Here is a 22431-nt window from a genome sequence, read left to right as displayed (position 1 = left end):
TCTTTTTTGCCTTGATATCAAGAGGCCAGCGGCAGCGCTTTCAGCTTCGCGAGTTCTGCCAGCCAGGTTTTCACCCGCGCCTGCTGTGCTTCATCAAGCCACATACCCAGTTTAGTGCGGCGCCAGATAGCATCATCCAACTCAACCACCCACTCTTTCTCCACCAGATACTTCAGTTCTGCCTCATACAGACCATGACCAAAGTCTTCACCCAACTCGCTCAGGCTAGTGGCATTCGCCAAGATCAGCTCGCTATGGCTGCCGTAAGTGTGGGTGTAACGGCGAGCCAGCGACTCTGGCAGCCAACCATATTGGCGGCGCAGTTTGGCAGCGTAACTATCACGGTCGCCGCCGATGTCGCCACCGGGCAGCGCGCCGTTCTTGGTCCACGCCGGGCCAGCGCCAGGGTAATAGTGCGCCAGTTTTTCCATCGCATGCTCGGCCAGTTTGCGGTAGGTAGTGAGTTTACCGCCAAACACGGAAAGCAGGGGAGCTTTGCCCTGATCGTCATGCACATCCAGCGTGTAGTCACGGGTGACCGCCTGCGGCGAGTCAGATTCGTCATCACACAGCGGGCGCACGCCAGAGTAGGTCCAGACGATATCGTCACGGCCCAACTGTTTCTTGAAGTGATTGTTATACACCTTCAATAGATAGTCGATTTCGTTATCGTCGATCTTCACGTCTTTCGGGTCGCCGTGGTATTCCACGTCGGTGGTGCCGATGATGGAGAAGTCATCCAGCCATGGGATCACGAACACAATACGGTTGTCTTCGTTTTGCAGAATGTAAGACTGCGGCTGGTTATGCGCCTTCGGTACCACAATGTGGCTGCCTTTGATCAGGCGGATACCGTAAGGGGATTTGAGTTTCAGGCCGTCGTCGAAGAAATGCTTCACCCATGGGCCGGTGGCATTGACCAACCCTTTGGCGCGCCAGGTCAAGGTTTTGCCGCTGTCGATATCGGTGGCTTCCACCATCCACAGGCCATTTTCACGCCAGGCGCGGGTGACTTTAGTACGGGTACGCACCTCGCCGCCACGTTCAACCACTTCCTGCGCGTTCAATACCACCAGGCGTGCATCGTCTACCCAGCAGTCTGAATATTCGAAACCGCGCGTTAATTCTGGCTTCAGTACCGATTCTGGTCCAAAACGCAAACCTTTACTGCCTGGCAGGCTGGTGCGCTTACCCAAGTGATCGTACAGGAACAGACCGGTGCGGATCATCCAGGCTGGGCGTAAATGCGGTTGGTGCGGCAGGCGGAAACGCATTGGAAAGGCGATATGCGGTGCCAGTTTGAGCAGCACCTCACGTTCGGCCAGCGCTTCGCTCACCAGGCGGAATTCGTAATGCTCCAGGTAGCGCAGGCCACCATGGATCAGTTTTGAGCTGGCGGAAGACGTAGCACAGGCCAAGTCTTGCGCTTCCAGTAGCAGAACGGACAGCCCGCGCCCGGCTGCATCTGCTGCGATGCCGGCACCGTTGATACCGCCACCGATCACGATCAAGTCTTTGGTTTCCACGTTAACTTCCTCCAGATGTTCGGAATAGCTCTTTAATGTTCGTTTTCGCTCATGATTGTAATCAAAAACCAACAAACAAGCCAAGAGTTAACCAAACAAAAACATTTTTGCGTGATAGAGGTAACGATTCGGTGATGATAGGGATACAAATTGAAGGGGTATTTGGTGGTGGATTTTGGGAGCCTATTTGCAGTTATTGTGAACCCAAACAGCGGGTAAATGCGAGCCCGCGCGATTTCAAACGCGAGCCGCTATAGCCAATGTGCTCTGTTTCAGAGCATCGATCCTCCGGAAACGTCGATGACCTGGCCAGTAGTCCAACGGCCGTCGTGTGAAGCGAGGAATGCAACGAGGCCTGCGACATCATCTGCACTGCCGATTTTGGAGAATATTGAAAGCGCTTCGGCCTGACGACGCGCCTCCGGCTCGTTCAACCAGTCGCCGTTCATGTCCGTATCGATCACGCCCGGCGCGACCGCATTGACGGTAATACCACGTGGACCAAACTCCGCTGCCAGAGCCAGGGTCAGTGCGTTGATTGCTCCTTTAGATGCAGCATAGACCGGCCTCGTAGGAGCGGCTATGCGTGTTAGTGCCGATGAAAAATTGATGATTCGGCCACCTTCACGAATGTGAGGCGAAGCCGCTTGAGTGAGAAAGAAGGTCGAGGCCAGATTGATGGAAAGGACTTCGTTGTAAAGTGCCTCGGTGGTGTCATCCAGCGTGGCAAGCGGTGCAACACCAGCACAGTTGACCAGGATGTCTACTTTTTCTTCGCCGGTATGTTCCTTCGCAGCCGCAGAGAACGCCCGCCAAAGGCCCCAACTGGCAGCGTGCCCCTCGTTCCTGAAGTCGGCATGAAGCGCAATCGCACGCGACCCCAGCTTTTCGACGCAGTTTACGACCCGATCGGCCGCCTGACGGTGGGTGCCGTAGTGGACACCAATAAACTCTGCACCTTCGGCGGCAAGCCGTTCGACAATGGCTCTGCCGATGCCTCGCGATCCACCTGTGACCAGAGCCACCTTGCCGCTCAGTTTCTTAGAATTGTTAGCAACCATGTATTTTCTCCTAGGGTTTGATGAGATGCGTATACGCCGGTTTTCACCGGTAATAGCTACTCGCTAGCTGGTAGTGCTTGCCAATCGCGACGCAGGTACGGAAGTAGGCTGATGAGGCCCAGGACAGCAAGAATGACGCCAACCCAGAGCGGCGATCGAAGCCCGTAACCCGCACTGATACCTAGGCCACCTACCCATGAGCCGACGGCCAAACCGATGTTAATGACGGAGGTATGGACCGTGTTCACCAACGGGCCCGGGTGAACGGCCGTTTTCATCACGCGCGTGATCATCGCCGGGTTCATAGGAATGCCGACCAGCCCGATGATAACGATCAGTATCACAGTGAGAACGGCAGAATGAGCCAGAAGTGCCAGGAGGAGCAACGCAGCACTAAGCATAATCAGGCCAAGCAGCATGATGAGCATCGTGTAGCGGTCTGCGTAGCGCCCGACGATCGAATTGCCAATCACGTTTGCCAGTCCGTAGAGGCCAATCAGCCACGGAATAGCCGCGGTTGTGAAACCAGTCACTTCAGTAAGAATCGGCGCGAAATAGGCAAATGCGGCAAACGTCGCTCCGATGATGAGTGCACTCGTGGTGTAGGCCGCCCACAGGTGAGGATTCTTGAACTCAGCCAGTTCGGCATCAAGACTGACCATCTGCCGGTGCTGTGACTTGGGGACCAGAACAGCGACAATGAGCCCACAGACTACCGTCAAGACGAAAACGAGCCAGAAGGTTGCACGCCAGCCCATATGCTGATCGACGATGGTCGCCATGGGTACGCCCAACACAGTCGAAAGCATCAGACCGCCGATGACGATCGAAACGGCTCTGCCGCGGGCGTTCGGGCTAACAAGCTCGGCGCATATCGCCAGTGCGGCCCCAAAGCAGGCTGAGGCGAAGACACCCGTGGCGACCCTTGCCACTGCCATGACCTCGTAGCTGGTGGCTGAAGCTGCGATAGCTTGAGCGATTGCATAAGCGCTCATCAGCCATAGTAAAGCCTGTTTATTGGGAACCCGCAGTTTCAGCAGGAACGTGGTGAGCAGCGGCCCACCAATCACCATCCCCCCAGCGTAGAGCGAGATGAGATATCCGATCTCAGTGACGGAAACGTCGAATGCGCTGGTCAGCGAGAGCATCATTCCAGCGACCATGAACTCGGATGTGGTCAACGAGAAGATCGTCAAACCCAGTATGTAAACGACTAATGGCATGTAAATTTCCTTAGGTGAGTCAATTGTGGACCAATTGGTAAAAAATTGGGCGAAAAAACGGCTGACTCTGTAGGATGTACGCCACATGTTCAGTTACAGTCTGGCAAGTGCCCCTTCCAAGGCGTCTTGTAAGAACGCCCGGTCAGGCATCGATTGGCCAAGGATGCGCAAGCCGAAGTAGCTGCTGAGGAAAGCACGTGCCTTTTCAAGCGCAGGCCTATCGCAAGCAATGTCCCCATCCCGCTGGCCGGCGGTAAAGACCTCGCATAAAACCGTTTCCAGATGCACGACATGGCTACGGACCATCTTCTGGATCGATAAATCTTTTTGTGCACGTTCCATGGCCGCGAACAGAGCCATGCAGGTCCGATGTTCGGTATCGTTGAGGTCTTCATCCACACCCCATTGAAGGAACTTACGGAGTCGTTCGATGGCGGTTCCTGGTCCATTCAGGATCTTTTTGTGCGATGTGAGGGCAAGCCTTTGGTAGTGCTGCAGAGCCAACTCGTAGAGTTTCTGCTTGCTACCGAAAGCGTTGTAGAGGCTGCCTTTACCCAGGCCAGTCCGCTCACAGAGTGCCTGCGTGGAGGTTCCCTCGTAGCCATTGAGCCAAAAGACCTGCATGGCCGTTTCTATGGCAGTATCCCTGTCAAACTCTCTGGGTCTGCCTGCCACGCTGTTTGTCGTCATGATTGCAACCTTAAAGGCTGTGACACGCTGCAAAATGCTTTATGCCGTACTCAGTAAGGCCATTTTGTACCACTCGGTCAATAACCTGTCAAGCAACCCGAATTATTTGGGGTATAAATATATTATTTATCAATGTGTTTAACATTCATGTCGTCATCCCTTTAGGCAAAGAAGTCAGCACGGCTGCAACTGTAGATCATACTGCTCGACGGTCTTCATTGCGCTCAGCGTCATGTTTTCTTGATCTAGATCGGGTTTTTGGTGTGCATCTCTGGTTATACTCGAAAAGTTAGTAGGTGTTTTTAATCTTTCAGAATAGGGTTATTAACCCTGTTGTGAATATGGTTAATCCATAAAACTACCGTTTTATATTAAATTTTCGTATAACGCCTTCCTCAATCTGGAAGAGTCAATTATTTGATTTTTCTAAGAATCCTCTTGTAGCTATAAAAATAGCACATTACATGAAACAAAATAACATCTCCTCGGCCATAAAAAAGATCTCTATAGTCCACCCATCGCAAAAAATACACATGCAACGTTAAGCCTTTAATGGGTGACTTTAGCAATCAATTAACCACATTTAAAACATGGCATAATGAGAGTCTCTGAAAAAAGCATTCATACTTCTTTTGCTCATGGTGGTATTTAATTGTCATTTTTATAAAAATCAGTACACATATGAAATACTCAAGATATTAATTACTTATCGATAGTTTGATGGCTATTTCATATGGTTAATACCCAGAAATCACAAAAGTGGAACGGCTTTTATATTAAATAATACCTGAGGTAAAAAATAATCCGTAAACAAAAAATTTGCTTGTGAATAATTATCTCAAGCATGTTAATCGGGAGCTATTGGCCGAACGGTTTATCAACCAAACCAATAGCATTATTTGCCCTAAGTAATTCGAGTTGCACGAAAGCCAACGCCTCGGCAAGTTGAACTATGGTTGGGATATGAAACGATGCTAATGCATCAAATTAAGTCATAAATACGGAACCCGTATTTTAAAGGAAAGTGTTAAATGAAAAAGAATATTATCGTTGCCACCTTGGCTGCTGTTGCTGCTATGAGCTCTGTTTCTGCATTTGCAGCAGATGGCCAGATCAACTTTACCGGTGAAATCATCGATTCTGCCTGTGAAGTGGTGAACAACGTTAGTGCCCCACTGAATGTTAACCTGGGGAAAGTGGCTAAAACGGCTTTCTCTGGCGCTGGTGATACGGCTTCCGCTACCAAGTTTACACTGCAGCTGAAAAACTGCCCAGCCACATTGACCGGCGCGGCAGTGAAGTTTGAAGGCGCAACCGCTGATGGTGACAGCAGTGTCTTGGCACTGACCCAGGGCGCTGGCGTGGCAACAGGCGTGGGCATTCAAATCACTGATACTACTAATTCAGCTGTACAATTGAACACCGCATCAGCCATCTACCCACTGGTATCAACCGGTGTGAATAACCTGGATTTCGTTGCGCGTTATATTGCAACCGCAACTGATGTTGGCGCGGGCCAGGCGAATGCCGTAGCCAGCTTCACCATTAACTACAACTAAAACTCAGCCCGATTATAAAGGGCTGTGAAATAACGGGGAGGCCATGCCCCCCGTTATTATTAAATCTTCATTTGTGGAACCAAGATATATGAAATTCTCACCTGCATTAATTTTAGCCCTGTTATTCACCATCAATGTCGCACAGGCGGGTGTCATTGTGGGGGGAACTCGGCTGATTTATGACGGCGATAAGAAGGAGTCTTCACTGAGCGTCAAAAACCCGGATAAAACGCCTTATTTAATCCAAACCTGGATTGAGACGACCGGTGGTGCTGAGAAAGCCCCCTTTATAGTGACACCACCGCTGTTTCGTCTGGATGGTGGAAGAGAAAACGTACTGCGTGTGGTACGAGCAGGCGGCAATCTGCCAACAGATAAAGAATCCTTATTCTGGATAAACATTAAATCTATCCCGTCTGCCGAACAGAATATCGATAGAAATACGCTGCAAATTGCCGTTAAGACGCGCATCAAGCTGATTTATCGCCCGCAAGGCGTGAAAGGTAGCCCAGAAGATGTGGCTGACAAAATCATTTGGCAGCGCAATGGCAATGACCTGCAAGTGACCAACCCCACACCCTTCTATATGAACTTCCAAGGGGTGCAGGTGGCTGGAAAGGACGTGAAAGAGGCGACCTATGTTGCTCCAGGCAGCACCGCCCGCTTTGCCTTGCCGTCAGGAGTGAGCGCAGGCCGCGTAAGTTGGAAAATCATTAATGACTATGGCGGTGCTGGCAAAGAACATACAGCAGCGTTGTAAATGATGTGAATCAGCCAGATAGCCACATATATCTGTAATACATCTAAGAAATAAAGGGCGTTAGGGGAAAGGACATTCTCCTAATGCCATTGGGTAAAACAAGTGAGTCGTCGTAAAGGTCAGTGACATGTCTAGGAATTGGGTAAAAAGTAAGTCTTCGCTGCGCATCAGCCCGCTCGCTTATTTCATTGCTACACAACTGATGCTGCTGGGGGGAGTCTCCTTCGGGGCGCAAGCCCGTGAGTCTTTCAACCCAGCTTTATTGGAGGTCGGTAACCCGCATCACGACAGCACTGACCTGACCGTGTTTGAAGAGGGGGCCTTACAGGCTCCCGGTACTTACCGGGTGGATATCTACATCAACAATGAACAGCAAGATACACGCAGCGTTGAGTTTCAGATGGGGAAAAATGCGCAAGGTGAAGACAGCCTGCAGCCTTGTCTAACGGTCGCTCAGTTGAATGAAATGGGCGTTAAAACTGACCTGTTCCCGGAGATGGGCAATGCTGAGGCACAGTGTGCCAACCTGAGCGCTATTCCAAAAGCCAATGCCGAATTCCGTTTTGATGCCCAGCAATTGCTGCTGAGTATCCCGCAGGCGGCCATGTCACAGCAGGCGCAGGGCGCTGTACCAGAGAGCCAGTGGGATAAGGGGATTCCATCCTTGTTGCTGAACTACAGCCTGAGCGGTGCTAACACCTTGGCACGTGACGGCAACCGCGGTGACAGCAGCAGCCAGTTTGCCAACCTGCGCCCCGGTATCAACGCTGGCCCATGGCGGTTGCGCAACTACACAACGCTGAACCGCGATGATCAAGGGCAAAGTGAATGGAGTACGGTGTACACCTACGTGGCGCGTGACATCGCTTTTCTCAAAAGCCAACTGGTGTTGGGTGACAGCACCTCACCAAGTGACGTGTTTGACAGCGTACCGTTCCGTGGAGCACAACTGGCATCGGACGACGACATGATACCTGACAGCCTGAAAGGCTATGCGCCAGTGGTGCGTGGTATTGCACGCACCCATGCCCAGGTGACCATCCGCCAGAATGGCTATGTGATCTACCAGAGTTTCGTGGCCCCGGGAGCATTTGAAATTACTGACATATTCCCGACCGGCGGTAGCGGGAATCTGTTTGTGACTATCCGTGAGTCTGACGGCAGCGAGCAGCATCTGGTTGTTCCCTACGCGTCACTCCCGCTGTTGCAGCGTGAAGGCCGCCTGAAATACGCCATAACCGGTGGGCAATATCGTTCTTACGACAGCAGCGTGGAGAAAACCACCTTCGGCCAGGCCACGGCAATTTATGGTCTGCCCTATGGGCTGACCGTCTACGGCGGCGGGCAGTTTGCCAGCGGGCAGTATCAGTCCGTGGCGCTGGGGATGGGGACCAACCTGGGCGATTTTGGTGCGCTGTCGACCGATGTGACCCAAGCTTGGTCCACTCTGCAAGATCAACCACAAGAAGACGGCCAGTCGTGGCGGATCCGTTACAGCAAAAACTTTGTGCAGACCGGGACCAACTTTGCCATTGCGGGTTATCGCTACTCTACCGATGGTTACTACAGCCTGCAGGAAGTACTGGATACCCACCGAGATCAAGGCAGCCAGCCGCGGGACGAACGCCGACGCAACCGCTCCGAACTGACCATGAACCAGAATTTGTGGGAAGGAGCGGGAGCTTTGTCACTGAGCTGGATCAGCGAAGACTACTGGAACAGTAATCGGACCATGCGCTCAGTGGGGGCCGGATATAACAACAGTTGGAACGGTATCAGCTACGGCTTGAACTACAGCTACAGCGAGAACTCGACCGCGAGTGGCAGCCATGATGGTGGGCGCGTATACGACAGGGACCAGATGTTCTCGCTTAACGTTAGCGTGCCGTTGGACCGCTGGATGAGAAACACCCATGCCAACTATATGGTAAACAGCAGCAAGCAAGAGGGAAGCACCCACTCTGTTGGGCTGGGCGGAACGGTGTTAGCAGACAACAATCTGAACTGGAGCGTGCAGCAGGGCTACGGTACCAAAGGTGTGGGTAACAGCGGCAATCTGAATGCAGATTACCGCGGCACTTATGGGCAGGTGAATGCGGGTTATGGCTATGACCGCAACAACCAGCGGCTGAACTACGGTGTGCAGGGCGGCGTGCTGGTGCATGAAAACGGTGTGACCCTCGGCCAGACACTGGGAGAAACCGTAGCGTTGGTGAAAGCACCGGGTGCAGCGGGGATTGGTGTGAGTGGCCAAACGGGAGTGAAGACCGACTGGCGGGGCTATGCCATCGTGCCATACAGCAGCCCATACCGTAAGAACCAGGTGCAGTTGAATACCGAAACGTTGCCGAACAATGTTGATCTGACGATGACCAGCCAGAATGTGGTGCCAACGCGCGGCGCCGTGGTGCGCGCCGAGTTTGAGACTAATGTGGGCCAACGTGTGCTGATGAACCTGTTCAGAGCAGGTGGTGCTCCGGTGCCGTTTGGCGCGACGGTCAGCAATCCGGCGCAGAAAGCGGTACAGGGTTTTATCGTGGGTGACAATGGGCAGGTTTATCTGACCGGATTGGCGGACAGCGGTGTACTGAATGTGAAATGGGGAGCGGGGGCAAGCCAGCAGTGTCAGGTGGAATATCGTCTGACAAAACAGACTACAGAAAATACCGGTGTTCTAACCCTGAACGGGCAGTGCCTGTAATTAATCAGCATGTGCATACATCGGCAATATTTATTGAAGAGATCGTTATGAAGCAAAGAATACCACTATTTATTTTACTGCTGATCGGTGCCTGGCTGGGAACTGTTCGGGAGGCTGCGGCGGATTCCTGCACGGCTATCAACAACACTTTTGTCATGCCCAGCACTTTGGTAATACCTCGTGATTTACCCGTAGGCGCGCAGATTGGTGCGGAGATCAGAACCGGAAGCTACACGGTGTATAACAACTGTATAAAGACAACGACGGGAAACCAGAACGTGGGGATTGGCACCAATGCTACCTTTGTACAAAGCATCACGGGCGCTCGTCTGTATGCCACAGGGATCCCCGGCGTCAGTTACTCTTTATCTGTCACACAGATTGGTGGCTGTACCACGGTTAACACGCTTGGTGGAACCTCGGGTTATCAGGGCAACCCGAATATGCGAAATCAGTGTATCAGTACCGGGTTTTGGGGGACCGTAACTTTTCAATATATACTGCGCTTTTATAAAACTGCTGTCGTCACCGGTTCTGGCAATGTGGGTTCTTTAGCTGCGGGCTATGCCTTTGTGAGGTTCGATGGTTCCGGTTTTATCACCCCATATGCCAACCTGACGGTGACGGGGATGACGGCAAAAACCACAACCTGCTCGGTGACTGACAGTAACATCAATGTCAATCTGGATACCGCCAAAGGCAGGGACTTTAGTGGAATTGGCAGTACAACGGGCAGCACGGCGTTCAATATCGGCCTGAGTAATTGTGATGCCGGGTTGAATGTCAGAATGACACTCAGTCCAGGCAGCGGCGGCAGCAGTAATAAAAGCCTCGGGCTGTTAACCACCGATGGCACCTCTACCGCCAGCGGTCTGGCATTGCAGCTATTGTACAACAACGCGCCCGTTCAACTGGATACTGCTTTTAATGTATTGGGTTCGGCGACAACCGATGGGGGCACTTACCAAATCCCGTTGGCGGTGCGTTATTACCAATCAGGCGAAAAGATAACCGGCGGTACGGTCAACTCCAACGCGACGTTCACCATGACGTATAACTGATCTTGGTGGCCGTACTATGAATCACCCGGGAGCATTCAATGCTGCCGGGTGATTATCGTTGGGGGGAGAGGACAAAAATCAGCACAGCTCCAACTGCACATCGTACTGCTCGATGATCTTCATTACGCTCGGCGGTGGAGCCTGGTCGGTAAACAGGTAATCAATCAGGTTCATATTGCCCAGGTTAACCATCGCATTACGGCCGAACTTGGAGTGGTCAGTCACCAGCATCACGCAGCGGGAGTTTTCGATAATCGCGCGTTTGGTGCGCACCTCATGATAATCGAACTCAAGCAGCGAGCCGTCCATATCGATCCCACTGATGCCGAGAATGCCGTAATCCAGGCGGAATTGAGAAATAAAGTCCAGCGTGGCCTCACCCATAATACCGCCGTCGCGGGTACGCACTTCGCCACCGGCCAGGATCAGACGGAAATCCTCTTTGGCGGTCAGCAGAGTGGCGACGTTCAGGTTGTTGGTCACGACACGCAGGTTTTTATGATTCATCAGCGCATGGGCTACCGCTTCCGGGGTGGTGCCGATATCGATAAACAGCGTTGCGCCATCGGGGATCTGGCTGGCGACGCGTTGAGCAATCCGCGCTTTCTCTTCGGACCACATCACTTTGCGATCGTGGTAGGCAGCGTTGACTGAGCTGGACGGCAGCGCCGCGCCGCCGTGATGGCGTTGTATCTTGTTCTGATCGGCCAGGTCATTCAAATCACGGCGAATGGTTTGCGGGCTGACGGCAAAATGCTCGACCAACTCTTCTGTACTGACGTAACCCTGCTGACGCACCAATTCGATAATGGCGTCATGACGCTGTGTCTGCTTCACGATAATCCCCTAAAACGCCCGGTGTCTTTCAGGCAGCCACCTAGTCGGCAGCCACCCGAAATCCGCAGAGTAAATTATTTTTCGTTGTGCGTGCGATGACGCGTGTCCCAAAATGCCATTAATAACCCTAACACTAAACCGGCTACGTGTGCCGCGTTGGCGATCGACATTCCTAAAATATCGAAATAGCCAGCGACCAGCCAGAGCACGGAAAACACCATTAAACCGCGTGGCAGATTGAGGCCGCATTGCGGATTGCGTTCACCGCTCAGCCAGACGTAGCCCATCAGCGCGTAAACTACGCCGGAAAGCCCACCAAACAGCGCACCGCTGAACAGGGATTGCGCCCAGCCGCTGAAAAAGGCCGAAACCACGGCGATCACGAACAGTTTTCCCGCGCCGAGACGTTTTTCTACCGGGCCACCAAGGTACCACCACCAGAGCAGGTTGAAGGTAATGTGCAGCAGCGAGAAGTGCAGAAACGCATGGCTGAACCAGCGCCACAGTTGGCCGTATTGCGAGCTGTTCTGCGGCCAGGAGAGCCAGTACATCACGGTATCATCCCCCAGCACCTGCATCAGGATATACACCAGAATACACAGTGACATGACCGTGAGCGTCAGCGGCCCGGCTTTGCTGCGGATAATTTGCAGGTAAGAGAATTGCTGGTAATGCAAACCGGCGTCGGTATTGCCCGCCTGCCAACTGGCGGCCTGATAGCGGCTATTCAGCGGATCGAGCAGAAACTGCTGCAACTCATGTTGCACCTGTTCCAAATGGCCGTCGTCCGCCAGCCAGATTTCTGCCGCCTCGCCGGTATTGCGGATCTCAAGCGGGATGTGCTGCGTTGCCATGTAATCGACAAAGGCTTGTGCCAGACGAGGGTTGGATACGGCGATCACTCGAACCATGGATTTTCCGTCTAAGTAGATGATTTTATCCGCGAGTTTACCCCTCTGCGGCATTGATGGCAGATTATACCGTTGAAATACTGAACGCAGCGATAAAAACAGCGGAGAATTGAGCAGGCCGCCTAAATGAACGGCCTGTAAAGAATCAAGCGGAGGTTTCGACATCCTGCGGGAACTGGCGTGCCCAGGCTTCAAAGCCGCCGTCGATGCTGTAAACCGCGTCAAACCCCTGATGCAGCAGGTACTGTGCGGCGCTGCGGCTGCTGTTGCCGTGGTAGCACATGACCATCACCGGGCGTTCGAACTCATTTTGCTGCATAAAAAGCGGCAGGCTGGCGTTGGTAAGATGAAACGCGCCCGGTGTATGCCCGGCGGCAAAACTTTGCGGATCGCGGATATCGACCAGCGTCGCGCTGCCTTCTTTCCAACGGGTATGGGCCTGCTCAATGCCGATCGCTTCAAACTGTTCCATGACTTCAGACTGCCTCGTAATTGGGGGGATCTGATTAGTGTAACCAAATCCACCCCATTTATGACCAGAGCAACCCTGTGGGCTTTTCCGGCAGGCAGATTACCAGCGGTAGCTCAGACCCAATGAGGCACCGTAATCCTGATAGCTATTGCTGCCCATGGTGGTGCCCCCTTCCATCCAGAGCTGGAATTGGCTGGAAGTTGGCGTTTTTATGCCGACTTTCACTTCGAATAGATTATTAAGGGAGCCTGCTTCTACTCGCGATTCATTAAAATAGACCGCGTTGCTGCCGTTATTATGCCACCAGTTGGTGGCCAGATAGGCGGTAATATTGTCGTCTTGATTGCTATACCAACGAATGCCTGCCCGCGAAGTGAAATCTGGTGCATCACTCTGCCGAATGAATGTGTCTGTGGCATCACGATAATTATCGGTACGGAAATCATTATAGATAAGCTGAAGCTGTGGCTCGATAATCAATTCCCACGCAGAGAGAGGTTGGAAAGCATAACCGGTTTCCAAAGAGAGGCTAAAGTTGTTGCTGTTATAATCCTCTTTCCCCGCACTATTGTTAAACCAAGAATACTGGAGCCACGAATCAATATAAGCACCTTCATGGTTTTTACTGTCTTGATACCAAGTGCTATAAAGCCCGACGGAATAACCGTTAACGCGGCCGTCAGATGTGGAGTTGGCGAAGTGCGACTCGGTATCAGCGCGGCCGTATCCCGTCATGAGACCCAAGGTCCACTCTTCGTTTTCCTGCTGTAACGCGAAAATATCGCCACCGAGCTGGAACACCTGGCGATTCATATCGATCGGCAGGTTATCATCGGCTGCGCTCAGGTTTTTGGTGCTATAGCCGGAGGCGCGTAACCATAACTGATCGCTACCTGGCGATGTTTTCCGCTGGTGCAAGGTTTGAGAAAATAATGAACGTGCGGCGATCTGATTACCTAAATAGGTGCCCGCATCTGCGCGATAGCTATAATCTGTGGTCGTATTTTCGCTGGCTATTGCTGGGAAAATAGCGAAAGAAAGGCCTGCTGTAATTAGAAATGTCCTAGTTATTGCCATTATTCCAACTCCTTATGGAAAATATTAGGCAATACTACTTACAGCAAGAGCTAATGTCATTGAGCTTGTGCAAAATAAGAATACGCCCGTCAATTTTCAAGCGGCAGTGTTCAGCTCACCGAGCGGCTGAACACCGAATGCCATTAATTCCCCGTTATGCCCCATAGCCCATCATTTTCAGCAACTGCTGGGCTTGCTGCACCGCTTCCTGTCGATGGGCAACCCCCAGTTTCTGATACAGATTACGAATATGGGTTTTGATGGTGGTGGCTGCCACCGCCAGTTCACCGGCGATCTGCTCGTTGCTGTAACCGGAATAAATCAGGCCCAGCACCTGCCACTCACGCTGGGTCAGCGGGCTGGTGCGGATCAGTTCCGGCACCTGTGGGTGGGTCAGCAGCTTATCGACGAAACTCTCGTCAAAATGGGCGAACTTGTGGCGATGATGTTGGTTGATGTCGCGCAAAATGCGTTGCGCGCGGTGCTGCTCCAGCTCAGGCAGCGTATTGAGTTGGATTAACTGACGCAGTTGCTGCGCCATGGTTTCCCCTTCAATCACAAAGTGGCTGATAAACCCGGTGCGGTTTGCCAGCGCCAGCGCTTCGATCAGCACCCGCAGCGCATCGCCTTTGCGATCCATCTGCCAATAAAGCTGATTGCTGAGCAGCAGGTTACGATTGAGATCGCTGACCAGCCGCAGGCGGCGGGCGTTTTCATTTAATTCGTCCAGCACCACTTCGGCTTCTTCGAATTGGCCGAGAATAATCTGCACGCGGGCAATATTGCGCCACTGGCCCTGCATAAAGTGGTTGTTCGCCATGCCCGGTTTTTCGGTATGGCGCAGCCAGTTGGCGGCGGCGGCGGTGTCTCCGGTCATCTGCCAATGGATCACCCGGGGTTTATCGGCGTTGGTCAGCCAATCGCGGTGATATTGCGAGCCGTGCAGCAAGACTTCGCAACGCAGCAGGTGGCTATTGGCATTATCCAGATCGCCCCGCGCCAGTGAACATTTCGCCAACATTGCCAGGCATTGCAACTGCTGCTGTGGCTGGTAGTTGGCCAGCACCTTCAGCCCTTCACGCGCGGCGTCCTCGGCCTCATCCAGCCGTGACCATGACCAGAGCACCTGCGAGCGGATACGCAGCAGGAACTCATGCATCGGCAACTGTTCCAGATGCTGTTCGCGCACCAGCTCAAAGGCTTTTTCCTGCGTTTCATAAGCGGCCTGCAAGAAGCCTTGGGCGATCAGAATTTCGCTTTGCTGCAACAGTGCCCACAGCGCGTAATGGTAAGCCTGATGGCGGCGGGCCATCTGTTCGGTCTGCTGCATCATCGGCAGCGCGCGAGCCAGCTCGCCTTTGCAATGGTGAACTTCGCCAGTGACCGAGGTGGCCACGATGCGGCTGTAATAGCTGGAAAGCGGCAGGAACTTCAGCGCTTCGGTAGCCAACCGTTCGGCCTCTTCCGGTTTGCCAGCGTTGATCGCCACCTGCGCGCGCAATGCATCGAATTCAGCATGCAGGGTTTGGTCGATGGCGATTTTCTGCTCGCACATGGCCTGTTCGGCGCGTTCCAACTGGGTGTTGACCTCGCTGTAGCGGTGCTGGCTTTGTGCCAGCCAAGCCTGCAACAACGCCAGTTTCGGGCTTTGGATCAAGCGTTCATACGGCAGTGCCTTTAGGCACTCTTCCAGCAGCGCTAACTCACTGTGGTGGAACAACGACCAGGCATGTTGCAGCAGGATATCGCGCAACATGCTGACGTCGCTGGCCGCCAGCGCATGATGGATGGCTTCCGCTGGGTAACCGAGTGCCAGCCAGCCTTCGGCGGCGGCACGATGCAGGCCCGGCAGCTCCAGCGCCAGTTCCCACTGGCAGCGCTGGCGCAGGAATGAGGCGAATAACGGGTGGAAACAGAACCACTCACCGGTATCGTCCATGCGGTGGATAAACAGCCCTTGGCGTTCCAACTCTTCGAGCCGTTGCTGGCCGTTATCTTCGCCGGTCAGGCGCACGATCAGCGTGTCGTTCATCGAACGCAATACTGAGCAGCGCAGCAGGAAGGCGCGGGCATCGGCATCGACGCGATCCAGCACCTCATCCACCAGATAATCCGAAAGATGGCTGGCATTCAGCCCGGCTAAACGTTTGGCGGATTGCTGGGCGGAAGAGGTGGACTGGCGGGCAGACAGCGCGATCAACTGCAATGCGGTGGCCCATCCTTCCACTTCATCGCACAGGCGGCTGCTGTCATGGTGTTCAAGCGGTGAACTCAAGCGGTAGTCAAAGAACTGCTTGGCTTCCTGGTGGGTAAAGGCCAACTGCTGCGTGCTCAACTCCAGCAGTTGGTCGCGCACCCGCAGGTTGGCGATGCCGAGAGCGGGCAGCGTGCGTGACAGCAGGATCAGCGTCAGGTTTTCTGGCTGATGGCGCAGGAAGAAGCGCATCGCTTCGTGGATCACGTCGTTGGTGATCAGATGATAATCATCAATCACCAGATATAGGGGGTGATGCCAATCGGAAAGCTCGATAAACAGCTGTGCGAATAGCGCAGACAGGCTAGCGTACTGGTGTTTTTGGCTGAGCGCCTCGCTTTTCACACAGTGCCCGCCGGTTGCCTGCTGCACTGCGGCGATCAGATAACTGGCGAAGCGCTCTGGCTGGTTGTCGCTTTCATCCAGAGAGTACCACCCCAGATCCGATTTGCCCGCCGCCCATTGGGCAACCAGCGTGGTCTTTCCATATCCTGCCGGGCAATTGACCAATGTCAGGCGATAATTTGCAGCGCTGGCTAATTTGACCAGCAGGCGATCGCGTATCACGGTATTTTGCAGCCGTACCGGACGGCTCAGTTTTGATGGGATCAGCATAATATTCCAGGTGTAAAGTGCGGTTCCCGCCGCCGAAGGACTGCCCGAAGGTTTTTTGTCGCGAATCTTCTTCGGGACCGGGGTAGCATTAATTATTTTGTAGCTCGTAATTAATCCCCCTCAATAACTTCGAACATCGCCAAACGTATTGCAACAAGCTTCCGCTTTGGCTTGGAGTTAAGTTGCTATCGATCACACTTTTTTACGCTCTCTGCCAGATCATAACCAAGGCATTTTTTACCGTGACGTTTAATTGCACTCGGTAACTGTAGTGGCAATTTTGTCGCATGACGAGACCAGTACAAAACTTCAGCGGCTGAAGTCACTATGTTAACGTCACAGCACAGCATCCTGCCGTTGTTTTTGTGCGCAACGATAGCCCTGATGGGGGATGTTGAGCCCCTTCAGGGGGGATAAAAAGTGCCCGAGATCACAATTCCGACTACGCCCCAACTCTCCTCCCTCGCTAACCCCTAGGCGGGATGATGCCGTTGTGCGTACTCCCCGGCACGATAGTGAAAAAATTGGCCCATTTATCGGATTAGAGAGTTCTCCCTATGTCACAGTCTATGCTTAAAAAGGACGTTTTTCTGGCTGCGCTGACTCGTCAGTGGCAGCGTTTTGGCCTCAGTTCCGCACAGCAGATGACCCAACATCAATGGTGGGAAGCTGTCAGTGCTGCGCTTGCCGAGCAACTGGCGGCACAGCCGGCACCGCGTAAAAGCAGCAAGTCGCTGCGCCATGTGAATTACATCTCAATGGAATTCCTGATTGGCCGCTTAACGGCCAATAACCTGATCAACCTTGGTTGGTACGACACGGTTGAAGCGGCGCTGGCGGAGCAGGACGTTAAACTGGCAGATTTGCTGGAGCAGGAAACCGATCCGGCGCTGGGTAACGGCGGGCTGGGGCGTTTGGCAGCCTGCTTCCTTGATTCAATGGCGACGGTGGAACAACCAGCCACCGGTTATGGCCTGAACTATCAGTACGGGCTGTTCCGCCAGTCGTTCAAAGAGGGGCACCAGCAGGAAGCGCCAGACAACTGGCAGCGCGAGAGCTATCCGTGGTTCCGCCATAATGCGGCGCTGGCGGTGGACGTTGGCATCGGCGGTAAAGTGGAAAAACTGGCCGATGGCCGCGAACTGTGGCACCCGGAGTTTACTCTGCGCGGCGAAGCCTGGGATCTGCCGGTACTGGGGTTCCGTAACGGAGTGACCCAACCGCTGCGCCTGTGGCAGGCAACGCACTCGCATCCGTTCGATCTGAACGATTTCAACGATGGCAAATTCCTGCAGGCAGAAAAGCAGGGCGTTGAAGCGGCTAAACTTACCAAAGTGCTCTATCCGAACGACAACCATCAGGCTGGCAAACGCCTGCGCCTGATGCAGCAGTATTTCCAGTGCGCCTGCTCGGTGGCGGATATCCTGCGCAAACACCATCAGGCGGGCCGCAAGATTGCAGACCTGCCAAAGTACGAAGTGATCCAACTGAACGATACTCACCCGACCATCGCTATTCCGGAAATGCTGCGCATCCTGTTGGATGAACATCAGATGGATTGGGATGCAGCCTGGGCGATCACCAGCAAGACCTTCGCCTATACCAACCACACGCTGATGCCGGAAGCCCTGGAGTGCTGGGATGAAAAACTGGTGCGCAGCCTGCTGCCACGCCATTTCTCAATCATCAAGCAGATCAACGCCAACTTCAAAAAGCTGGTGGACCAACACTGGCCGGGCGATGACGCCGTTTGGGCCAAACTGGCGGTACACCATGACAAGCAGGTGCGCATGGCGAACCTGTGCGTCGTGAGCGGTTTTGCGGTTAACGGTGTAGCGCAACTGCACTCGGATCTGGTGGTGAAGGATCTGTTCCCGGAATATCACCAGCTGTGGCCGAACAAATTCCACAACGTCACCAACGGTATTACGCCGCGCCGCTGGCTGAAACAGTGTAACCCGGCGTTGTCCGGTCTGATCGACGAAACGCTGAAGGTAGAGTGGGCCAACGATCTGGATGCGCTGAAAGGCCTGGAAAAATATGCCGACGATGCGGCGTTCCGCCAGCAGTATCAGCAGATCAAACGTGATAACAAGGTGGCTCTGGCCAATTACGTGCATAGCGTGATGGGCCTGACGCTCAACCCGGATGCGATCTTCGACGTACAGATTAAGCGCCTGCATGAATACAAACGTCAGCACCTGAATTTGCTGCATATCCTGTCGCTGTATCGCCAACTGCGCGATAACCCAGAGATGGATATGGTACCGCGCGTGTTCCTGTTCGGTGCCAAAGCGGCTCCAGGTTACTACTTGGCGAAAAACATCATTTATGCGATCAACCAGGCGGCGGAGAAGATCAACAACGATCCGATCGTGAAGGATCGTCTGAAAGTGGTGTTTATTCCGGACTACCGCGTTTCGGTAGCGGAGCTGATGATCCCGGCGGCCGATGTTTCTGAGCAGATCTCCACCGCTGGTAAAGAAGCCTCCGGCACCGGCAATATGAAGCTGGCGCTGAACGGTGCCTTGACCGTGGGTACGCTGGACGGTGCCAACGTTGAGATTGCCGAGCAGGTGGGCGAAGACAATATCTTCATTTTCGGCAATACCGTGGAGCAGGTTAAGGCGTTGTTGAAGAAGGGTTACGATCCGCTGAGTTACCGTAAGAAAGACAAACACCTGAAAACGATTCTGGATGAATTGGCCAGCGGCATCTTCAGCCAGGGTGACAAGCACGCCTTCGATCTGATGCTGCACAGCCTGCTGGAAGGCGGCGATCCGTATCTGGTGCTGGCAGACTTTGCTTCCTACTGTGAAGCTCAACGGCAGGTAGACAAACTGTATCGTGACCGCGACGAATGGACGCGCCGTACCATCCTTAACACCGCGCGCGTGGGTATGTTCAGTTCCGATCGTTCGATCCGTGACTACCAGCAGCGCATCTGGCAAGCCAAGCGTTAAGGAGTACGAATGAGTAAAGCTATCGATCAGGCGGCCTCCCAGGCAGGGATTGCGGCTGATTACATCAATGCCCATGGTAAACAGCAGGCTATTTCGCCGGAAACCAAGCGTAAGCTGCTGGATGCCATGAGTAACGCGTCGCTTCGTTCGGAGGCTGCGCCGTTACCATTGGTGAAAGTGTTCTATCACGGCAACCCGGTGGCTTTGCCGCTGGGCGGCAGTGGTGAGTACCACTGGGTGCTGCAATGCGAGGACGGTAGCCAGCAACAGGGCCGCGCCAGCGCGCGCAAAACCTTGACCCTGGCGGGCAAACTGCCGCTGGGGTATCACCAGCTCCAGCTGACGCAGGGCGAGCAGCAATGGCAGTGCCGGTTGATTGTCGCGCCGAAACGCTGCTACGAGCCCCAAGCCCTGCTGACCGGAAAAAAACTGTGGGGTGCCTGCGTGCAACTCTACACGTTGCGCTCTGATCGTAACTGGGGCATCGGTGACTTTGGCGATCTGCGCGTGATGGTCAGCGAAGTGGGGGAACGCGGTGGCGCCTTTGTTGGGCTAAACCCGATCCATGCGCTGTATCCGGCCAATCCGGAAAGTGCTAGCCCTTACAGCCCTTCTTCACGGCGCTGGCTGAACGTGGTGTATATCGACGTCAACGCGGTGGAGGATTTCCAGCACAGCGCAGCCGCGCAGAAATGGTGGCAGAAGGCGGCGACACAGAAGCTGCTGGCGAAAGCGCGCAGCAGTGACCAAGTGGATTATTGCGCGGTCACCCAGTTGAAGCTGGCGGCGCTGAAGCTGGCGTTCCCGCAGTTTCAGGCCCGCAAGGCCAGCGATGCGCTGAAGCAGGCGTTTGAACGTTTCGTGAGTGAAGGAGGCAGCAGCCTGTACCAACAGGCGGCCTATGATGCGTTGCATGCACATCTGTCTGCCAACGATAGCAGCATGTGGGGTTGGCCAGCTTGGCCGGAGGAGTATCGGCAGGGCAATGGGGCCGCAGTAGCGGCTTTCTGCCAACAGCATACGGATGAAGTGACTTTCTATCTGTGGCTGCAATGGTTGGCTGCCAGCCAGTTTGCCGAGTGCTTCGGCCAAAGCCAAGAGCAGCAGATGCCGATCGGCCTTTACCGCGATCTGGCGGTAGGCGTGGCGGAAGGCGGCGCTGAAACCTGGTGTGAACGCGAGCTGTATTGCCTGGGGGCTTCTGTCGGGGCTCCGCCGGATATCCTCGGCCCGCTGGGGCAAAACTGGGGCCTGCCGCCGATGGATCCGCATGTGATGGCGGCGCGCGGCTACCAGCCGTTTATCGATTTGCTGCGTGCCAATATGACCAGCTGCGGTGCTTTGCGTATCGACCACGTCATGGCGCTGTTGCGTTTATGGTGGATCCCTTACGGTGAAACCGCCGATAACGGGGCCTACGTCAAATACCCGGTTGACGATCTGCTGGCGCTGTTGGCGCTGGAAAGCCAACGCCATCGCTGCATGGTGATTGGTGAAGATCTCGGTACCGTGCCGGTGGAGATCGTCGGCAAGCTGCGTGATAGTGGGGTTTACTCCTACAAAGTGCTGTATTTCGAACGTGATAGCGAGAGCCAGTTCCGCGCGCCGCAGTCTTATCCGGTGCAGGCGATGGCGACCATTACCACGCACGATCTGCCCACGCTGCGTGGCTATTGGCAGAGCGGTGATCTGACGCTGGGGAAAACGCTGGGGTTATACCCGGATGCCGAGGTGCTCAAAACGCTGTTTGCCGATCGTGAACGCGCCAAGCAGGGCTTGCTGGATGGGCTGCACCGCTACGGCTGTGTGCCGCAGAAGGTCGGCAAAAAAGCCTCTTTGTTGGCGATGAGCCCATTGTTGAACCGTGGGTTGCAGCGTTATGTGGCTGACAGTGCTAGTGCGCTGCTGGGCCTGCAACCGGAGGATTGGCTGGATATGTCCGACCCGGTCAATATCCCAGGCACCAGCAATGAATACCCAAACTGGCGGCGCAAGCTGAGCCATACCTTGGAAGAGATGTTTGCCGATCGGCAGGTGAATCGTTTACTGAAGGATTTGGATAAGCGGCGCAAGAAGGTGTCGGCTGGGTAATTCGCAATATATAGGGCGCCGTATTGGCGCCCTAAGCATATTAGTAGTAAGAGTGCTCACCACGCTGGTGCTCGGTCAGGTCGCGTACCCCTTTCAGTTCGGGGAACTTCTGTAATAGCTCTTTCTCGATCCCTTCCTTCAGCGTTACGTCAACCATCGAACAACCGTTGCAACCGCCGCCAAACTGCAGGATAGCCAGCCCGTCATCGGTGATTTCCATCAGCGTAACGCGGCCGCCGTGGCCTGCCAACTGCGGGTTGATCTGCGATTGCAGCACGTATTCCACACGTTCCATCAACGGGGCATTGTCGTCGACTTTGCGCATTTTGGCGTTTGGCGCTTTTAGCGTGAGCTGGGAACCGAGTTGATCGGTGACAAAGTCGATTTCAGCGTCTTCGAGATACGGTGTGCTCAATTCATCAACAAAAGCAGACAGCTTTTCGAACTTCAGCTCGGTGTCTGTTGCTTCTACCGCATCTGGCGGGCAATAAGAAACACCGCATTCAGCCGTTGGCGTACCCGGATTAATCACGAATACGCGGATTTGGGTGCCTTCTTCTTGGTTTGCCAACAGTTTGGCAAAATGTTCCTGTGCTGCATCTGTTATACGGATCATGGCATTGACTCAAT

16 protein-coding genes are annotated in these 22431 nt (G+C 53.9%); 6 read left to right on the top strand and 10 right to left on the bottom strand.

The genetic code is table 11. The annotated features are described in order from the left end of the window. Positions 1–17: 17 nt before the first annotated feature. The 4 genes from glpD to ACX1CU_RS22730 form a co-directional block, all read right to left on the bottom strand. Positions 18–1526 (bottom strand): glycerol-3-phosphate dehydrogenase, encoded by a 1509-nt coding sequence (gene glpD, locus ACX1CU_RS22745; RefSeq protein ID WP_459400441.1) that lies wholly within the window; start codon positions 1524–1526, stop codon positions 18–20. A 272-nt stretch (positions 1527–1798) separates the two neighbouring features. Further along, positions 1799–2587 carry an SDR family NAD(P)-dependent oxidoreductase gene (locus ACX1CU_RS22740; RefSeq protein ID WP_459400440.1) on the bottom strand — a complete coding sequence of 263 codons (789 nt, stop codon included), beginning with the start codon at positions 2585–2587 and terminating at the stop codon, positions 1799–1801. A gap of 56 nt (positions 2588–2643) precedes the next feature. Further along, positions 2644–3810, bottom strand: a complete 1167-nt coding sequence (locus ACX1CU_RS22735; RefSeq protein WP_459400439.1) for an MFS transporter — start codon at positions 3808–3810, stop codon at positions 2644–2646. 93 nt (positions 3811–3903) lie between these two features. Continuing rightward, the gene (locus ACX1CU_RS22730) at positions 3904–4500 is read right to left on the bottom strand and encodes a TetR/AcrR family transcriptional regulator (RefSeq protein WP_459400438.1); all 597 of its coding nucleotides are present in this window, start codon (positions 4498–4500) and stop codon (positions 3904–3906) included. A 1031-nt stretch (positions 4501–5531) separates the two neighbouring features. On the opposite strand from ACX1CU_RS22730, the gene ACX1CU_RS22725 reads away from it, so the two are divergent. The 4 genes from ACX1CU_RS22725 to ACX1CU_RS22710 all read left to right on the top strand — a co-directional run bounded on the left by ACX1CU_RS22725 (position 5532) and on the right by ACX1CU_RS22710 (position 10581). Further along, positions 5532–6059: a fimbrial protein gene (locus ACX1CU_RS22725; protein WP_459400437.1), complete on the top strand. Its 528-nt coding sequence runs from the start codon at positions 5532–5534 to the stop codon at positions 6057–6059. Between the two features lie 88 nt (positions 6060–6147). Continuing rightward, positions 6148–6819 carry a fimbrial biogenesis chaperone gene (locus ACX1CU_RS22720; protein ID WP_459400436.1) on the top strand — a complete coding sequence of 224 codons (672 nt, stop codon included), beginning with the start codon at positions 6148–6150 and terminating at the stop codon, positions 6817–6819. 127 nt (positions 6820–6946) lie between these two features. Beyond that, positions 6947–9520, top strand: a complete 2574-nt coding sequence (locus ACX1CU_RS22715; protein WP_459400435.1) for a fimbria/pilus outer membrane usher protein — start codon at positions 6947–6949, stop codon at positions 9518–9520. A gap of 47 nt (positions 9521–9567) precedes the next feature. After that, positions 9568–10581 carry a fimbrial protein gene (locus tag ACX1CU_RS22710; RefSeq protein ID WP_459400434.1) on the top strand — a complete coding sequence of 338 codons (1014 nt, stop codon included), beginning with the start codon at positions 9568–9570 and terminating at the stop codon, positions 10579–10581. Positions 10582–10659: 78 nt separating this feature from the next. Here ACX1CU_RS22710 and ACX1CU_RS22705 read toward each other — a convergent pair whose 3' ends face one another. The 5 genes from ACX1CU_RS22705 to malT all read right to left on the bottom strand — a co-directional run bounded on the left by ACX1CU_RS22705 (position 10660) and on the right by malT (position 16747). Further along, complete coding sequence (locus ACX1CU_RS22705; protein ID WP_459400433.1) at positions 10660–11418, bottom strand: DeoR/GlpR family transcriptional regulator; 759 nt, start codon at positions 11416–11418, stop codon at positions 10660–10662. Between the two features lie 74 nt (positions 11419–11492). Further along, the gene (gene glpG / locus ACX1CU_RS22700) at positions 11493–12329 is read right to left on the bottom strand and encodes a rhomboid family intramembrane serine protease GlpG (protein WP_459400432.1); all 837 of its coding nucleotides are present in this window, start codon (positions 12327–12329) and stop codon (positions 11493–11495) included. 145 nt (positions 12330–12474) lie between these two features. After that, positions 12475–12801 (bottom strand): thiosulfate sulfurtransferase GlpE, encoded by a 327-nt coding sequence (gene glpE, locus ACX1CU_RS22695; protein ID WP_459400431.1) that lies wholly within the window; start codon positions 12799–12801, stop codon positions 12475–12477. A 99-nt stretch (positions 12802–12900) separates the two neighbouring features. After that, positions 12901–13878, bottom strand: coding sequence for an autotransporter family protein (locus ACX1CU_RS22690; RefSeq protein WP_459400430.1), 978 nt, complete (start codon positions 13876–13878; stop codon positions 12901–12903). Between the two features lie 154 nt (positions 13879–14032). After that, the gene (gene malT / locus ACX1CU_RS22685) at positions 14033–16747 is read right to left on the bottom strand and encodes an HTH-type transcriptional regulator MalT (protein ID WP_459400429.1); all 2715 of its coding nucleotides are present in this window, start codon (positions 16745–16747) and stop codon (positions 14033–14035) included. Positions 16748–17304: 557 nt separating this feature from the next. Here malT and malP point away from each other — a divergent pair. Further along, positions 17305–19710, top strand: a complete 2406-nt coding sequence (gene malP, locus ACX1CU_RS22680; RefSeq protein ID WP_459400428.1) for a maltodextrin phosphorylase — start codon at positions 17305–17307, stop codon at positions 19708–19710. Positions 19711–19719: 9 nt separating this feature from the next. Then, complete coding sequence (malQ, locus tag ACX1CU_RS22675; RefSeq protein ID WP_459400427.1) at positions 19720–21801, top strand: 4-alpha-glucanotransferase; 2082 nt, start codon at positions 19720–19722, stop codon at positions 21799–21801. Positions 21802–21841: 40 nt separating this feature from the next. Here malQ and nfuA read toward each other — a convergent pair whose 3' ends face one another. Next, positions 21842–22417 (bottom strand): Fe-S biogenesis protein NfuA, encoded by a 576-nt coding sequence (gene nfuA, locus ACX1CU_RS22670; protein ID WP_459400426.1) that lies wholly within the window; start codon positions 22415–22417, stop codon positions 21842–21844. Positions 22418–22431 lie beyond the last annotated feature (14 nt).

It is taken from the genome of Serratia sp. D1N4 (assembly GCF_054552755.1).
This window is presented reverse-complemented; position numbering and strand designations above follow the sequence as displayed.

Bases quoted from the DNA above. Each gene is read 5' to 3' on its own strand.
- ACX1CU_RS22730 (WP_459400438.1), bottom strand. From the start codon at position 4,500: ATGACGACAAACAGCGTGGCAGGCAGACCCAGAGAGTTTGACAGGGAT.
- ACX1CU_RS22715 (WP_459400435.1), top strand. From the start codon at position 6,947: ATGTCTAGGAATTGGGTAAAAAGTAAGTCTTCGCTGCGCATCAGCCCG.
- malQ (WP_459400427.1), top strand. From the start codon at position 19,720: ATGAGTAAAGCTATCGATCAGGCGGCCTCCCAGGCAGGGATTGCGGCT.
- glpE (WP_459400431.1), bottom strand. From the start codon at position 12,801: ATGGAACAGTTTGAAGCGATCGGCATTGAGCAGGCCCATACCCGTTGG.
- malT (WP_459400429.1), bottom strand. From the start codon at position 16,747: ATGCTGATCCCATCAAAACTGAGCCGTCCGGTACGGCTGCAAAATACC.
- malP (WP_459400428.1), top strand. From the start codon at position 17,305: ATGTCACAGTCTATGCTTAAAAAGGACGTTTTTCTGGCTGCGCTGACT.
- glpG (WP_459400432.1), bottom strand. From the start codon at position 12,329: ATGGTTCGAGTGATCGCCGTATCCAACCCTCGTCTGGCACAAGCCTTT.
- ACX1CU_RS22735 (WP_459400439.1), bottom strand. From the start codon at position 3,810: ATGCCATTAGTCGTTTACATACTGGGTTTGACGATCTTCTCGTTGACC.
- ACX1CU_RS22710 (WP_459400434.1), top strand. From the start codon at position 9,568: ATGAAGCAAAGAATACCACTATTTATTTTACTGCTGATCGGTGCCTGG.
- ACX1CU_RS22690 (WP_459400430.1), bottom strand. From the start codon at position 13,878: ATGGCAATAACTAGGACATTTCTAATTACAGCAGGCCTTTCTTTCGCT.
- ACX1CU_RS22720 (WP_459400436.1), top strand. From the start codon at position 6,148: ATGAAATTCTCACCTGCATTAATTTTAGCCCTGTTATTCACCATCAAT.
- nfuA (WP_459400426.1), bottom strand. From the start codon at position 22,417: ATGATCCGTATAACAGATGCAGCACAGGAACATTTTGCCAAACTGTTG.
- ACX1CU_RS22725 (WP_459400437.1), top strand. From the start codon at position 5,532: ATGAAAAAGAATATTATCGTTGCCACCTTGGCTGCTGTTGCTGCTATG.
- ACX1CU_RS22740 (WP_459400440.1), bottom strand. From the start codon at position 2,587: ATGGTTGCTAACAATTCTAAGAAACTGAGCGGCAAGGTGGCTCTGGTC.